This is a genomic window from Bartonella sp. AP88XZML (assembly GCF_042195565.1).
In the GTDB taxonomy this organism is placed as follows: Bacteria; Pseudomonadota; Alphaproteobacteria; order Rhizobiales; family Rhizobiaceae; genus Bartonella.
The window spans coordinates 1-13,522 of record NZ_JBHIOQ010000107.1; the positions used below are offsets into that span (position 1 = coordinate 1).

10 protein-coding genes and 1 pseudogene are annotated in these 13,522 nt (G+C 41.8%); 7 read left to right on the forward strand and 4 right to left on the reverse strand.

Annotated features, from left to right (window positions below):
- The coding region (locus ACFIK2_RS10075) for a helix-turn-helix domain-containing protein (protein ID WP_375677248.1) at nt 1-198 on the reverse strand (198 nt) is incomplete at its 3' end.
- Between the two features lie 1,813 nt (nt 199-2,011).
- Between ACFIK2_RS10075 and infA the strand changes: the two genes are divergently transcribed.
- From infA to ACFIK2_RS10095, 4 genes are all read left to right on the forward strand, one after another.
- Complete coding sequence (infA, locus tag ACFIK2_RS10080) at nt 2,012-2,230, forward strand: translation initiation factor IF-1 (protein ID WP_004857577.1); 219 nt, start codon at nt 2,012-2,014, stop codon at nt 2,228-2,230.
- 246 nt (nt 2,231-2,476) lie between these two features.
- Nucleotides 2,477-3,190 (forward strand): Maf family nucleotide pyrophosphatase, encoded by a 714-nt coding sequence (locus tag ACFIK2_RS10085; protein WP_375677249.1) that lies wholly within the window; start codon nt 2,477-2,479, stop codon nt 3,188-3,190.
- A 21-nt stretch (nt 3,191-3,211) separates the two neighbouring features.
- Entirely contained in the window at nt 3,212-3,496 is a 285-nt protein-coding gene (gene yacG / locus ACFIK2_RS10090) for a DNA gyrase inhibitor YacG (RefSeq protein WP_375611670.1), read from the forward strand.
- A 479-nt stretch (nt 3,497-3,975) separates the two neighbouring features.
- Nucleotides 3,976-5,184: an MFS transporter gene (locus tag ACFIK2_RS10095; protein ID WP_375677255.1), complete on the forward strand. Its 1,209-nt coding sequence runs from the start codon at nt 3,976-3,978 to the stop codon at nt 5,182-5,184.
- Between the two features lie 428 nt (nt 5,185-5,612).
- Here the strand turns inward: ACFIK2_RS10095 and ACFIK2_RS10100 are convergent, their stop codons facing one another.
- Nucleotides 5,613-5,984: a helix-turn-helix domain-containing protein gene (locus ACFIK2_RS10100; protein WP_375677250.1), complete on the reverse strand. Its 372-nt coding sequence runs from the start codon at nt 5,982-5,984 to the stop codon at nt 5,613-5,615.
- Between the two features lie 1,718 nt (nt 5,985-7,702).
- Between ACFIK2_RS10100 and ACFIK2_RS10105 the strand changes: the two genes are divergently transcribed.
- Complete coding sequence (locus ACFIK2_RS10105) at nt 7,703-7,861, forward strand: hypothetical protein (protein ID WP_375677251.1); 159 nt, start codon at nt 7,703-7,705, stop codon at nt 7,859-7,861.
- Nucleotides 7,858-8,088 carry a hypothetical protein gene (locus ACFIK2_RS10110; RefSeq protein ID WP_375677252.1) on the forward strand — a complete coding sequence of 77 codons (231 nt, stop codon included), beginning with the start codon at nt 7,858-7,860 and terminating at the stop codon, nt 8,086-8,088. Before ACFIK2_RS10105 ends, ACFIK2_RS10110 begins: the two co-directional genes overlap by 4 nt.
- Here ACFIK2_RS10110 and ACFIK2_RS10115 read toward each other — a convergent pair.
- Nucleotides 8,072-9,103: a DUF3472 domain-containing protein gene (locus ACFIK2_RS10115; protein WP_375677253.1), complete on the reverse strand. Its 1,032-nt coding sequence runs from the start codon at nt 9,101-9,103 to the stop codon at nt 8,072-8,074. The genes ACFIK2_RS10110 and ACFIK2_RS10115 overlap by 17 nt on opposite strands.
- A gap of 456 nt (nt 9,104-9,559) precedes the next feature.
- Between ACFIK2_RS10115 and clpB the strand changes: the two genes are divergently transcribed.
- Nucleotides 9,560-12,139, forward strand: coding sequence for an ATP-dependent chaperone ClpB (gene clpB, locus ACFIK2_RS10120; protein ID WP_375677254.1), 2,580 nt, complete (start codon nt 9,560-9,562; stop codon nt 12,137-12,139).
- A 392-nt stretch (nt 12,140-12,531) separates the two neighbouring features.
- Here the strand turns inward: clpB and ACFIK2_RS10125 are convergent.
- Nucleotides 12,532-12,902, reverse strand: a pseudogene (locus ACFIK2_RS10125) (helix-turn-helix domain-containing protein).
- Nucleotides 12,903-13,522: the final 620 nt, after the last annotated feature.

The window sequence follows — 13,522 nt, forward strand, 5'->3', positions numbered from 1 at the left end:
AACTTCCAGTTTTTGGGCGATTTTGAGTAAACACCCTGCGCTTACACGATTGAAGCCTTTTTCATATTTTTGGATTTGTTGAAAACTGACACCTAAATAGCTTCCTAATTCTTTTTGGGAAAGTCCCATGGCAATTCTTCTATGACGAATTCTTTTGCCTATCAGAATATCGATAAAATTTGGATTTTTGGTTTGCACTTTAAGCCCCCCTCCGGTTGCGAGCGCCCTCGCATTGGTATTCCGGGAGTCAAAATACTGAGCTCTAGTCAGTTTTTTTGCTTTTAGTGCTTAAAGCACCTGGACATGGCAAAAACTCCCGGAATTCCGGGACACCCACAAGAGTGGGCTCATTTTACGCTAGAGCTTAGGGTTTTTGAATCCCTCTTGATCGCTGCGTAGACGATCAAAATATCTTTTAAGTGATAAAGTAATTTCAGAAGATTGGCAAATGAAAATAGTTTTTATTTATAAACTTTATTTTTTAATGAGAGGCTTTCCGCCTCTCAAACTCTCCGGAACGCTCACCAAAATCATGAGATCAGACCCGCGCTTAATGAGAGGACTAACAAGCCTTGGTTCTTAAGGTCAAGGAAACCATTACATGGCGCCTAAAGGCGTCCTTGACAAAGAACCTAACGGCTTGTTTTGTCCTTCTCACGCGGCTCCGAAATCATGATTAGAAGGGGAGCTTTTAGGGGGTGATATCAGGCATATCAATTTATCAAGGTGTTTTTTAGAGTGTATGATGAGTATTTTAGGCTGGATTTTTTTGTCGCGTTTGATGAAATAATCTTGTTTGAGGGTGGGTGATCTGAAGTGCTTGGGGGAGATTGGCTAGGCAAGAAGCTGGGGTAATACTATTGTTTATAGAGTGGTGCGGTGTGGAAGTTTCATTTGGCTATATTCTGTAAATATGTAAAAGCGTAAAAACGGAAATATGTAAAAAAGGAAGCTGGGACTTTATGTGGGGTGTATGCTTTTGGCATGGCATGGAATGTGGTGAGATAAATGGGGAAAAGAGTTTTTGTGAATGGAGTGGTAAGCTGGGATGAAGCCTGCGGGAGATTGAAGGGAGAAGAGAGTGTGGGGGCGGAATAGGAATGAACAGACTAGAGGGGGTAAGAGGCGGTGGTGCGAAGGGATGCGTGAAGGATGGTGTGAGGAGATAGGGCTTTGTTTTTATGGTACTTGATGAAGTGGTGTCATTTGAGGGGGGGCTGAAGTCCGTGGATGTGGGGTGATCTGAAGTGCTTGGGGGAGATTGGCTAGGCAAGAAGCTGGGGTAGTACTATTGTTTATAGAGTGGTGCGGTGTGGAAGTTTCATTTGGCTATATTCTGTGAATCTGTAAAAGCGTGAAAACGTATATTCGTGAAAAAGGAAAGGCTTTATGTTGTTAGGGGCGTTGTGGTTAATGATACGCAATGTATAGGGATCGTGTTTTCGAAGGTAGGAAGAACAACATAAATGGAAGGAGTGGCTTAGAGGAAGCGTGTGAAGAGAGAGAAAATGGGGAAGGCTGTATGGGAAATGCATAGAGTTATGAAGTGTGGGGCGGTGAAGCATGTTGTGAATGGTGTGAAGAATGGAGAAGGTTTTTGAGAAAAGGAAGGGCTTCTGGCGTGGGGGAGTGGTGTTTATCTGAAGGGCACATGTTTAAGGTGTGGAAGGTGAGGAAAAGTTGGAGAGAGGATGATTGTTCGTAAGTTGTAGAGGGATTAGTCAGAGGTGTTGGGAAAATGCTTTAGGGGAAAAAATTAGCGTAATTTCTTGTCACACTGAAACCAAAATCATCATAAAAATTGAAGGGAATTAGCGGGTAAAATTGGTGAAAAAAAGTTTTGATTCTTAAGGTGTGGGATGACGTTTTTTGAGAGCATGGAAGAGTAAACTTGAAAAACCTTTCCCTTTTTGTGGAATTTTTATTCACAAACTTAAGAAAATAGGGTATGAACGCTGGAAATAACGCGCAGCTTAACAAAATATGTGCACTGTAAAGGAAATGTTTGTTTATGTCAAAAGAAGAAGTTTTAGAATTTTCTGGTATCGTTACTGAACTCTTACCTAACGCGATGTTTCGTGTGAAACTGGAAAATGATCATGAAATTATTGCCCATACCGCTGGTAGAATGCGGAAAAATCGTATTAGGGTGTTGGCAGGTGATAAAATCATGGTGGAAATGACACCTTATGATTTGACAAAAGGGCGCATTACATATCGCTATAAGTAGCATCGTGGGTGGCTTGCACTTTTTTCTAAAAGCTATCATATTATTTCTATTATTTTTTAACAGTTTTTTAGCTTACTTTTCATGAGTGAAAAAAGAGGAGTGTTTGAAGAGCCTTGAAAAACTGTAAAATCGTTGCGGAAAAAGGATAAGGATATTAATAGCGCTTAAAAGGGAGCGCTTAAAAGGGAGCGCTTAAAAGGGGGCGCTAAAGGGGGTGAGAGGGAAGTCAATTGTGAAGGGGTGGAAATGAGAAATATAAGAGAGTGGGGGGAAAAACGTTTGGCAGATACTCTTACAGAAGAAATTCATTTGGTGCTTGCCTCCGCTTCGCCAAGGCGTTTAGCGCTCTTGGCACAAATAGGGATTGATCCCCAGCAGGTTTATGCAAGCGATATTGATGAAACGCCAAAATTAAAAGAACATCCTGCAAACCTTGCCAAACGTTTGGCAAAAGAAAAAGCACTGAAAGCCCAAAAAATTTTGCGCTGGTACAGTCAGAATGGTCAAGACGAGTTGCAGAATAGTCAAGAAAAATTACCTGGACAGAAAATGATTATCTTGGCGGCTGATACGGTGGTGGCTGTTGGGCGGACCATTTTCCCCAAACCAGAAAGCGAGGATGAGGCTTATGAATGTTTACGATACCTTTCTGGGCGTTCGCATAAGGTCTATGGTGCCATTTGTGCGCTCAATGAACGTGGAAAAATAACCGTAAAATTGGTTGAAAGTCGTGTTCGCTTTAGACGCTTAACCTCTGCCATGATGAAGGTTTACCTTGCTTCAGGAGAATGGCAAGGGAAAGCGGGTGGCTACGCTATCCAAGGAAAAGCAGGGGCTTTTGTTGTCCATATCACGGGTTCTTATTCTAATGTTGTGGGATTGCCTTTGGCTGAAACAGCCGATCTCTTGACCGCTTATCACTATCCACTTTTCACTCATTGGGCTGAACAAACGCATTAGAAAAACTTTAAGGTAAGATCAATGCAAGGTGAAAAGCAACAAAAAGAGAAAAGCAAAAATGAAAAAAAAGCAACAGAAGAAAAGTTAATGAAGAAGCCAATGACAAAGGTGTGCCAAGAACAAAAAGAGCTAAATTTGCAAAAAGAGACCCGTCCTCCGCATCCTTGTCCTATTTGTGGTCAGATGTCACAAAAATCTTCTTATCCTTTTTGTTCCACACGGTGCCGAGCTATTGATCTTAATCGTTGGCTTTCAGGCTCTTATATTTTACCACCCCCACCACAAGTAAGTGATGAAGAAGAATAAAGGGGATATTCCTCTTGAGAAAGAACGCTAAAGCGTTTTTTGTGTGGGAACTGAAGGGGAGGCGCGCGGGATTATCGTAAATGTATTTAAGAGCTGGATTAACGGCTTGCTTATTATCGTCATTCGCAAAGACGCAGATTAAGTTCAATCAACGATGGAAGTTTTAATACATATCTAAGACTTATCCCCAAAGGTTTTGTTTACCATGGATAATTATAAATTGCTTTGTTGCATGAAGGTCGATGGTGCTTTGTTGCGTGAAAGTTGTTGATGCCTTTAGGGTGTGAGGAAAAATTGATCATCTAATCAGTATTGATAACGAAAAAAGAGGGGCGCGTGTTTTGGTGCAAAGAGATGGGGCAATAAAAAATAGCTTGTTGGTGCTTTGTTGCGTGAAAGTTGTTGGTGCCTTTAGGGTGTGAGGGAAGAATTGATAGTCCAATCAGTATTGCTAACGAAAAAGAGGGGCGCGTGTTTTGGTGCAAAGAGACGGGGCAGTAAAAAATCGCTTGTTGGTGCTTTTGCTGGGTAATGGCGTGGTGTCATTTGGCGGTTGGATTGATTATATCGTGATTTTGACCGTATCTGTGTTCACGTGGAAAGCTGATCAATATGATGTCGCTTTTATTGGAGCGGCAACATTATTACCTGGTATCGTTCTGTCTAAGCCAATTGGAATGTTGGTAAGTCACCGTTCTATGATCCATTGGTTGCGGGCGTCACTGCTGTTACGGGCACTCTGTACTGTCGGTTTATTGATGGCGACGAGTCTGCAAGGATTTATTATATTGGCAGTTATTCGAGCGACATTCAACAGTTTAGCCATGCCTGCAATTTCCGTTCTTAGTGCAAATTCGGTGCCTGAAAACGGACGGACTCGTTACTATTCTGTGCTTAACATGATCAATAGCGCAGCAAAGATGATAGGACCTGCTTTGGGGAGTGCTCTGTCTGTACTTTTATCAGACACATATACTTTATTGTTTTCTGGATTTTTGACATTGCTAGGCTTTATGGTGTTTTGTTGTCTTGGTGCACAACCTGTCTCGTCACTCATGATAAAAACAGCGAATACCATAAAATCAAAGCAGAGGCTTTATGGGACAACTTGGTATGCCTATGTGGCGGTGATGTTTGTGTATTTTGCCATGATCTTTATGGTGAATAATCAGTTGCCGGTTATTCTTAGTGCAATGAAAATGAATAAACAGGCTCTTGGGATGCTGGTATCGGCTTCGGCAATCGGTAATTTTCTCTATGGATTTTGGAGTGTGAAACAATCAAAGCATAAACCCCTTACAGGCAAAATATCAGAGTTGTTAATGCCGGCAATGTCAACAATGATTGGTTTTGTCATGATCTCTGTGTGCTTTTTTTACTTTGATTTACTCCGTATTGAGACTTTGTTGCTCTGTTTTTTCCTTATTGGAATGGTTAGCGCTTACTTTTCCATATCTTCTAACGTTTATCTGGTAAGCAATTTCAATGAACAGATTGGGGTGGCTTCCGGATGGGTGCAGTCTATACAAAATTTAGCTATGTTGGTGGCGCCCTTTGTTGGAGCGTTTGTTTTAGGTCACACTTCGGCTGGAAAATTGTTCCTTCTTTCTGGATTGAGTGGATTATTCTGTTTATTGGCTATCAGGATATTGCTGAACCGTTCTTTGTTAATTGTTCGATCTCAATGATTGGCTCATCAATAAAACAAATATTTTAAATCATTTTTCTGAGATTTAGAGGACGTGGAGATAATCCAACATAGAGCAGCTTTTTCAACGTTATAGATTCAATTTTTGATTTTTACTTAAACGCTCATATGTTTTTTTCGGGGCTTTGCCTTCTTGACACTGTTCCACGGTCTCGTAAATGCAATTGGGGGCATGGTTTTGAGCGACAATGTCATTTTTGTTTAACTCCGCTTTGCTACGAATAGTCAAACTTAAAAACTCAGCTGCCAATCCTTAATCAGCTTGACTTGAAGCAATAATGAAAACAGAAAACGAGGAGCTATAGTGTGAATTATCTTATATGCCGTAAAATATCATTCTTGGAGGTATGGTGATATCAGGTATGAGAAACTTTAGGCAGGGGGGTATGTTAATTGTTGCTCTTTTTCCTAATCAGAAATCAACCACAAGATTGCTTTTTGTTTTTTCGGCTGGAGGTCTCTAAAATTTTTCAAAAGAGTGTGTTCTTTTTCGCTATAGGTTTCTTGATCACGGTGTGGGGTATTTTCTTTTGTTGAGATATCTTCTTTTGTAGCAATGTCTGCATAAAAAAAGCTCATGGGAACTTCCAGTTTTTGGGCGATTTTGAGTAAACATCCTGCGCTTACACGATTGAAGCCTTTTTCGTATTTTTGGATTTGTTGGAAACTGACACCTAAATAGCTTCCTAATTCTTTTTGGGAAAGGCTCATTGAAATGCGTCTGTGACGGATTTTTTTGCCTATCAAAATGTCGATAAAATGTGGATTTTTAGTTGGCACTTCAAGCCCCCCTCCGGTTGCGAGCGCCCTCGCATTGGTATTCCGGGAGTCTGAAAACACTGACTTGACTCAGTTTTTTGCTTTTAGTGCTCATCGCACCTGGACATAGCAAAATCTCCCGGAATTCCGGGATACCCACAAAAGTGGGCTCATTTTACGCTAGAGCTTAGGGTTTTTGAATCCCTCTTGATCGCTGCGTAGACGACCAAAATTACACTTTAAGTGATAAAGTAATTTCAGGAGATTGGCAAGAAAAATCAAAATAATCTCAAAGAGACTATAAAATTGGGTACTTTTTAAAAAAGTGCGAAATATGGATTATAAATCGCGTCTTTTGCTTAATCAGAAATGTCGATAAAATGTGGATTTTTAGTTGGCACTTCAAGCTCCCCTCCGGTTGCGAGCGCCCTCGCATTGGTATTCCGGGAGGTTGAAAATACTGACTTGACTCAGCCTTTTGCTTTTAGTGCGGAAACGCACCTGGACATAGCAAAATCTCCCGGAATTCTAAGGATATTCGAAAAAGTGGGCTCAATTGTACGTTAGGGTTTAGGGCTTTTAGTTCCCTGTTGATCGCTGCGTAGACGATCAAACTTACGATATTTATTCATAAGGCAGTTTCAGAAGGTTGGCAAGAAAAATGAAAAATTTTCTATTCTGTTATACCGTAAAACGGCGCTATTTGAAGGAGGAGTGAAGAGCTTGAATATTCAGGGTAGGGCTTGATTTGTTGAGCCTGGTGAAGTGCTGTCTTTTTTGGGGGGGAGACTGTAAGGTACTAGGCAAAAAGCTGGGTTCGTTTTCAGAACAGTGTTTACAGTGCAGCGCGGGGTGGTGATGTGGAAATTTTATTTGGCTGACTTCTGTAATAACGTAAAAGCGTTAAAACGTATATCCGTAAAATGATGCGGGGGATTTGTGCTTTGTGTATACTTTTATTTGGCGTGGAATGTGGTCAGAAAACTAGGGGACGCATTTGTGAATGGAGCGGGGAAAGCTGGGATGAAAAGGGGTGTTAAATGCATTTTCTGGAGAAGAGTATGTGGAGAATATTTGGAGGAAGGGCTTATTTGTCTTGTCTGATGAAACAGCATTTTTTGATATGTGGGATAGCCATATGAAATAATCAGCAGGGGAATCTAATAGACAAGAAATCAGATTTTTGCAGAGCAGTGTTTACAGAGCAGTGCGTGGGGTGAATCTTTCGTTGGCTGTTTTCTGTGAATGTGTAAAAGCGTAAAAATGTGAATCTGTTAAAGTGAAGAGGAGGATTTATGGATTTATGCATTGTGCGTGTTTTGGTGGCACGTTGGGTTTTTGCATGGATGGGGTGAGATAAATGGGGAGAGAACGAGCTTGTTAATCGAGGAGGGAAGCTGGAATGAAGAGTGCTGTAAGTCGTAAATGTGTGATGGGAGAGAAAAGGGGGGCGTGGAATGGGAGAGTGCCTATGGACAAGGGGGAGGGTGTGGATAAGAGGCGGGGGTAGTGCAAAGGGATGCGTGAAGGGATGGTGTGAGGGTGATAGAAGAGGGAGGGTGAGGCTTTTATTAAAGGGTGTTGTGGTTTTGAAAGGGGGTGAGAATGGAGAAAATGCGCTGGAAAGTATGGTGATGAGGTGAGCTAATTTTGGGATCACGTTGGGCTTTTATCTGGCATGGATGGGGTGAGATAAATGGGGGAGAACGAGAGCTTGTTAATCGAGGAGGGAAGCTGGAATGAAGAGTGCTGTAAGTCGTAAATGTGTGATGGGAGAGAAAAGGGGGGCGTGGAATGGAGAGAGTGCCTATGGACAAGGGGAGGGTGTGGATAAGAGGCGGGGTAGTGCAAAGGGATGCGTGAAGGGATGGTGTGAGGGTGATAGAAGAGGGAGGTGAGGCTTTTATTAAAGGGTATTGTGGTTTTGAAAGGGGGTGAGAATGGAGAAAATGCCCTGGAAAGTATGGTGACGAGGGAAGTTAAAGGGGATGAGAGCAGGGCTCGAAAAAATAACTGGGAAAGGGAGCCGTGGTGGGGAAATGAAAAAAAACTTTCTCACCCCCAGTTGTTTTCAAAGGGGAGTGAGGGGCTTATCAAGAAGAAAAAAGCTAGTTTCTTTTCATAATCTTCCAAGTTTTTCCATCAGACATATACATAATCTTTTGACCTGTGGTTATCTTTTGTGTGCCGTGAGTGGTGTGAAGCGTAGAACTGAAAGCCGCTAGATGATCTATAAAGATTGATTTCCACTTAAATGAATCAGGAGATGGCAAAAAGATATTGGGTGCCCAAGAACGATTTTTTGAACGAATAACGACAAGCTCTTTTTGTTTCAAAACGTTAGAAATTGTTTCTGCAGACAGATCTTTCTCATTGGAAATGGGTATTTCTGGTTTAGTAGTAGGCGAGGCTAAACCTCCAAAGTCGCTTATACTTGTCATGCAAAAGTTGGATGTACATGATGTTTGGATGAAGTCAGAATCTCGACACTTTCCTTGATTAGAAACTCTCAGACTTCCTTCGTGTAGCTTGTTTTGTTTTATGCCTTGAGGCTCAAAAAAAATCGAACTTTGTGGACTTAAATCATAACAGGAGGAGAGATGTCTCTTCCAACGAGAATGGTCTTCAACAAAACTTGAAGATTTACGGAGTTGTCCAAATGTATTTGGTACTTCTATGGCCCCAATATTCACTTTTTTACCCGTTATAAAATCGACTACTGTCGCTGTAACTAGATTTTCATTTTTTTCAACATATAATCGATATCTGCGTCCCATCTCCCATGGAAACTTGATTTCACATCGTACTCCTGAACCTTCCTGAGTAAAATGCTTACATGTATTACCCTTCCATCCCGTTGCATTCCAGATAGAAAAATGAATGGTACGGCCGCTCCTGTTGAAAAAACCAATTTGTCCACTTTTCCCGTTTTGGAATTCAAATTTATTTCCCCAGAAATAGATGGAGTTAGGTCCACCATCGTAATTTACTTGCTGGGTGAAAACAAATAGATCAAATGATGCATTTGCAAGCCATTCATGCTCTATTGTAATAACTTTGCCGGCAAAAACGGCATAGCTTGGTTTACTTATTAGAAGGAATAAAAGTATTAAAATAACCTTTTTTACAGTATGGTACATACTCAAATCCTCTATCTTAATAAAAATAGTGTAACTTTATAAGTATTAAATCATACATTCAATGATTTGTTAAGTAAAATTAGAGAAAATACTTTAATGTTTACTCTAAACTATATGCTGTAAAGACTACTTTGTTTAAAGTGTTTTTGCATGCTCCTTTTCTGCTGTTCAAATTTAAGTTTAATGGTGGAATTTAGGGGTGATGGTTTAAAAAGGGGAGTGATGATGGGGGGTATAAGAAAAGTTGCGGTTTTTATTTAAAATGATAGCGTATTTTTTTCTCCCTCTTGCTATGAGGCTTGTAGAAACCCATATTCTTTTTAGCACTATGGTTCTTCTTCTTGCTGCTTTTTTCGCGGTGTTTTTTAGAGGCTGGAAAATCCTTTCTGGATGTTTCTTTTGTGGAATATTGGAGAGGTTAAAGTGTGGTGATGGCTTGAGATTTAAGGAAAAAAAATGAACTTGGAAAAATATAGCGAACGCGTGCAGGGTTTTTTACAATCAGCACAAAATAGCGCTCTTGCTTCTGATCATCAGCAGTTTTTGCCGGAGCATTTCCTGAAAGTGTTGTTAGACGATTCTCAAGGATTGGCTGCATCGCTTATCCAAAACGCTGGTGGTGATCTTACTCTTATTCAAAAGGCGCTAAAAGAAGCACTTGATGCTTTGCCTAAAGTGCAGGGGGGAAATGGACAGCTCTATCTTTCGCAGCCATTGGCAAAAGTTTTCGCGCTGGCTGAGGATATTGCGAAAAAAGCCGGTGATCAGTTTGTGACCGTGGAGCGCATGTTGCAAGCGCTGATCATGGAAAAGACCGCAAAAACAGCCGATATTTTAACAAGTGGAGGATTGACCCCGCAAGCGCTTAATCGGGCAATTAATGCGCTGCGGAAAGGAAAAACAGCAACAAGCCCCCATGCTGAAGGACAATATGATGCCTTGCAAAAATATGCCCGGGATCTCACAAAAGACGCCCGTGAAGGAAAACTCGACCCTGTGATTGGGCGAGAAGAAGAAATCCGCCGCACTATTCAGGTGCTTTCACGGCGTACCAAAAATAATCCCGTGTTGATTGGTGAGCCTGGGGTGGGGAAAACAGCTATCGTGGAAGGGTTGGCATTGCGCATTATCAATGGCGATGTGCCTGAAACTTTGCGGGATAAACAGCTTCATGCGTTGGATATGGGAGCGCTTATCGCTGGTGCAAAGTATCGTGGGGAATTCGAAGAGCGCCTTAAAGCGGTGCTGGCAGAGGTGCAAGCTGAAAATGGACAAATTATCCTCTTTATTGATGAATTGCACAATCTTGTTGGCGCTGGAAAATCTGATGGTCCTATGGATGCTTCTAACTTGTTAAAACCTGCTCTTGCACGCGGAGAACTCCATTGTGTGGGCGCTACTACGCTCGATGAATATCGAAAATATGTCGAAAAAGACGCTGCTTTGGCACGCCGCTTTCAACCTGTCTTTGTACCTGAACCCTCTTTGGAAGATACTATTTCTATTTTGCGCGGTATTAAGGAAAAATATGAACAACATCACAAAGTGCGCTTGGCTGATAGTGCTTTGATTGCGGCGGCGCGTTTGTCTAACCGCTATATTACGGATCGCTTCTTGCCGGATAAAGCTATTGACCTTATCGATGAAGCGGCGGCGCGGTTGCGCATGCAGGTCGATTCAAAGCCGGAAGAACTCGATGCTGTTGATCGGCGTATTTTACAGTTGAAGATCGAACGGGAAGCTTTGAAAACAGATGTCGAGCCAACAGCAAAAGAACGTTTGAAAAGCGTGCAGGAGGAACTGAAAACATTGGAACAACAGTCCGCTGAGATGACAACGGCTTGGCAGGCTGAGAAACAAAAATTAGGGCATGCTGCTGATTTGAAAAAACAACTCGAAGAAGCCCGTAATGCTTTGGCTATTGCACAACGTGATGGACAATTCCAACGCGCTGGAGAGCTCGCTTATAGCGTTATCCCTGAACTCGAAAAACAATTGAGTATTGCGGAAAATGATGACCAACAAAATCATCTCGTTGAAGAGACGGTCACTGCTGAACATGTGGCGCGGATTGTTTCACGCTGGACCGGTATTCCTGTTGATCGAATGCTGGAGGCAGAACGGGAGGCGCTGTTGCGGATGGAAGATGAAATTAGCAAACGTGTGATTGGTCAGGGAGAGGCTGTTCAAGCTGTTTCTCGTGCTGTACGCCGCGCGCGTGCAGGGTTGCAAGATCCCAATCGTCCGCTTGGCTCTTTCATGTTTTTGGGTCCTACTGGTGTGGGGAAAACCGAATTAACCAAAGCTCTTGCCGCTTTTCTTTTCCAAGACTCCAATGCCATGTTGCGCATCGATATGTCGGAATATATGGAAAAACATGCTGGGGCGCGGCTGATTGGGGCACCTCCTGGATATGTTGGATATGAAGAGGGTGGGGTGCTGACGGAGGCTGTACGTAGAAGACCTTACCAGGTCATTCTGTTTGACGAAATTGAAAAAGCACACCCTGATATTTTTAATCTCTTGTTGCAAGTGTTGGATGAGGGACGCTTGACTGATAGTCAAGGACGTACCGTTGATTTTCGCAATACCTTGCTGATTATGACTTCTAATCTTGGTGCTGAGTTTTTAACTGCTTTGCCTGAAGGACAAGCAACAGATCAGGCAAAAAATGATGTTATGAATGTCGTTAAAGCGGCTTTCCGTCCTGAATTTTTAAACCGTATTGATGAGATTATTCTCTTTCAAAGGCTGCACCGTCACGATATGGAAGCTATCGTCGATATTCAGATAGAACATTTGCAAAATTTGCTCAATGAACGCAAAATAACTTTGCAAATCGAGCCAGAGGTGAGAAAATTTCTTGCCGATAAAGGCTATGATCCGCTCTATGGTGCGCGTCCGCTTAAACGGATTATTCAAAAAGAAATTCAAGATCCACTGGCGGAAAATATCTTATTTGGAAAAATTCACGATGAGACAACGGTGAAAATTACAAAACAAGGAGATCGGTTGGAATTTTTGCCTGAAGATTAAGTTTGGAAAAATTCATGGTATAAAGGGCGGTGATAATCCTATTATGTGATAAAACACCGCTCTTTGAGGCGTGCTGATTTAGAAAAATCACGATGAGACAAGCGGTATTTTATTGCAAAGCAAAGGGAGTGGCTGGTGTTTTTGCATGTTAAATCAGCGTTTTCGAATATCGTAGGATTCTTTTACTTCTGGTTGTAGTGAAAGCTATTTTCTTGCAATGTTATAAGTGAAGTCACAAGCGGGATTGCTTTATTGCTTTGTGCGTAAAAGCGTTAAAGAGAAATGCCGTTTATCCGCCGTAAAACACTGCTCTTTGAGGGGGTGTGGGGAGCTGATCTGAATTTGACTTAAGGGGGATATGAATGGAATAATGTTGATCGTTGCGCTTTTGCTTAATCAGAAATTAGCCACAAGATTGCTTTTTGTTTTTTCGGCTGGAGCTCTCTAAAGTTTTTCAAAAGGGTGTGTTCTTTTTCGCTATAGGTTTCTTGATTGTGGTGTAAGAGGTTTTTTTTGTGGGAAGATCTTCTTTTGTGGCAATGTCTGCATAAAAAAAGTTCATAGGAACTTCTAGTTTTTGAGCGATTTCCAGTAAACATTTGGCACTTACACGATTGAAGCCTTTTTCGTATTTTTGGATTTGTTGGAAACTGACACCTAAATGGCTTCCTAATTCTTTTTGGGAAAGCCCCATGGAAATGCGTCTGTGGCGAATTCTTTTGCCTATCAAAATGTCGATAAAATGTGGATTTTTAGTTGGCACTTCAAGCCCCCTCCGGTTGCGAGCGCCCTCGCATTGGTATTCCGGGAGTCTAAAAGTACTGAACTCGAATCAGTTTTTTTGCTTTTAGTGCTGAGAAGCACCTGGACATAGCAAAAACTCCCGGAATTCCGGGATATCCGCAAAGCGGGACAAATTCATGTACGAGTTTTCGGGCTTTTAGCTCCCTATTTGACCGCTGCGTATACGATCAAAAACACAGGTCAATTCATAAGGCAATTTCAGAAAATTGGCAAGAAAAATTAAAATAATATCAAAGACTATAAGATTGGGTNGCTCCCTATTTGACCGCTGCGTATACGATCAAAAACACAGGTCAATTCATAAGGCAATTTCAGAAAATTGGCAAGAAAAATTAAAATAATATCAAAGACTATAAGATTGGGTACTTTTTAAAAAAGTGCGAAATATGGATTTTTAGTTGGCACTTCAAGTCCCCCTCCGGTTGCGAGCGCCCTCGCATTGGTATTCCGGGAGCCTGAAAGCACTGACCTCGAATCAGCATTTTGCTTTTAGTGCCAAAGCACCTGGACATAGCAAAAACTCCCGGAATTCCGGGATATCCGCAAAGCGGGACAAATTCATGTACGAGTTTTCGGGCT